Source organism: Sphingomonas sp. Leaf25 (genome assembly GCF_001421635.1).
In the GTDB taxonomy this organism is placed as follows: Bacteria; Pseudomonadota; Alphaproteobacteria; order Sphingomonadales; family Sphingomonadaceae; genus Sphingomonas.
Genome location: NZ_LMKU01000012.1, coordinates 333,570 through 335,609, shown reverse-complemented (window position 1 = coordinate 335,609; position 2,040 = coordinate 333,570). Strand labels below are relative to the sequence as shown.

Sequence of the window (2,040 nt, the reverse complement as noted above, 5' to 3'; positions counted from 1 at the left end):
GGGTTGGTCGGTTGTGGAACGCGCCCTTTTTCTCGCGAGCCGACCCACCCCCAGCCCATCCCTTGTCAGGGAGGGGAGCAATGTCGCTGTCAGTTCGACGTAACCGTCGATCGAACCCTACACCGTCCAGATCGCCACATTCGCCACCATCACAACCGCGCAGGTGAACATCAGCGCGCCCTTGCCGCGCTCACCACGCCGCCACAGCTTGAACGCGCCGACGCACAGCAGCAGCGCGGCGATCATTACGATCGACAGCAACGTGCCCGCCTGCCCCCCGCTCATGCCGCCAGCACCTTCGCATAATCGGCCATGTCGACGTTGCCGCCCGACAGCAGCACCAGCATGCCCGGCTCCACCGCCACCTGCCCGGTCAGGATCGCCGCCAGCGCCACCGCCCCGCCCGGCTCGATCACCAGCCGCAGGTGCTTCGCCGCCCAGCGCTGCGCCTCGGCGATCGCTGCCTCGCTGACGGCCACCCCGGTCGCGCCGCGCGCCGCCAGTACCTCGAACGTCCGCTCGGCCACCCGCGTCGTCTGGAGTGCGTCGCACGCGGTCGGCGGCGGATTGGCGCCGACCGGTTCGATCGCACCGCCCGCAAGACTGCGGCGCATGTCGTCCCAGCCCTCGGGCTCGGCAACGGTGATCCCGGCATCGGGCAGCGCCAGCGCGATGCCCGCCGCCAGCCCGCCGCCGCCGCACGGCACCACCACCCGGCTCGGAGCGGGCAGACCGGCGGCGGCCATCTGCTGCGCCGCCTCGATCCCCGCCGATCCCTGTCCCTCGATCACCCACGGATCGTCGAAGCTCGGCACCAGCACTGCGCCGCGCGCATGCGCCAGATGCGCCGCGATCTTCTCGCGACTCTCGCTCGCCCGGTCATAGCGGACCACTTCCGCTCCCAGCGCCATCGTCGCCTCCAGCTTCACGCGCGGCGCGTCAGACGGCATCACGATCGTGGCGGGCATCCCCAGCCGCTTCGCCGCCCAGGCGATCCCCTGCGCATGATTGCCCGAGGAGAAGGCGACGACGCCGCGCGCCCTCGTTTCGTCGCTCAAAGCGGTCAACCGATGCCACGCCCCGCGCAGCTTGAACGCGCCGACAGGCTGCAAGGATTCCGCCTTGAACGCAACCGATACCCCGTTGATTTCGATCGTAAAAAGCGGCGACGGCGGCAGAATGGCCGCGATCTTCGCGGCGGCGTCGCGCACCCCGGCGCGGGTCGGCTGTCGTAAAATCGTCATAAACTGCTCTTTCCGTCGCAGAACCACTTTACATCATGGGACCGGGGTCATAGATCGCGCCTCCGCTGCCCCATGGGACTTCCAACCGCAAGGCAGCTTTTGTCACCGTATGCCGAAAGGCAATTGGAGGTCCCTTGAATTGGCCAAGCACTATAGCGCGCTGGGGCTAGCTGCCCCCTTTATCGCCCGTGACTCCTCGTTCGAGCGCGGGATCGACATCGCAGAGCGCCGACCGGTCGAACCGGTCACGCTCGTTCGCCCCCACGCCGCCGCGCGTGCCGCCCGATTCTTCGTCGAGAAGTTTCCGGGCCGCTCGATGTATGCGGTGAAGGCGAACCCGTCGCCCGATCTGCTCGTGGTCCTGTGGGACAACGGCATCGAACATTACGACACCGCGTCGATCGGCGAAGTGCGACTGGTGAAGTCGACGCTGCCGGACGCGACCTGTCACTTCATGCACCCGATCAAGGCCCCGGAAGCGATCGCCGAAGCCTATTTCGAGCATGGCGTGCGCACCTTCTCGCTCGACAGCATGGACGAACTGCACAAGATCGTGGCCGCCACCAACGGCGCGACCGATCTGACGCTGTGCGTGCGGATGCGCGTGTCGTCCGAATATGCCAAGCTGTCGCTCGGCTCGAAGTTCGGCGTGGGGCCAGGCGAGGCGCGCGAGCTGCTGATGGCGACCCGTCAGGTCGCCGACGCGCTCGGCATCTGCTTCCACGTCGGCAGCCAGACGATGTCACCTGACGCCTACAGCAACGCGATGGAGCGCGTCCGCGCCGCTATCGTCGAT

Annotated in this window: 2 protein-coding genes and 1 pseudogene; 1 reads left to right on the top strand and 2 read right to left on the bottom strand. The window is 67.7% G+C overall.

Going from position 1 to position 2,040, the window contains the following annotated elements:
- Window positions 1–117 precede the first annotated feature (117 nt).
- Both ASE78_RS18590 and ASE78_RS06160 read right to left on the bottom strand, forming a co-directional pair.
- Window positions 118–285 carry a hypothetical protein gene (locus tag ASE78_RS18590; protein ID WP_156351303.1) on the bottom strand — a complete coding sequence of 56 codons (168 nt, stop codon included), beginning with the start codon at window positions 283–285 and terminating at the stop codon, window positions 118–120.
- On the bottom strand, window positions 282–1,244 hold the full coding sequence (locus ASE78_RS06160) for a threonine/serine dehydratase (protein ID WP_200911000.1): 963 nt from the start codon (window positions 1,242–1,244) through the stop codon (window positions 282–284). The genes ASE78_RS18590 and ASE78_RS06160 overlap by 4 nt, the downstream gene beginning before the upstream one ends.
- A 139-nt stretch (window positions 1,245–1,383) precedes the next feature.
- On the opposite strand from ASE78_RS06160, the pseudogene ASE78_RS19455 reads away from it, so the two are divergent.
- Window positions 1,384–2,040, top strand: a pseudogene (locus ASE78_RS19455) (type III PLP-dependent enzyme); the annotation flags it as partial.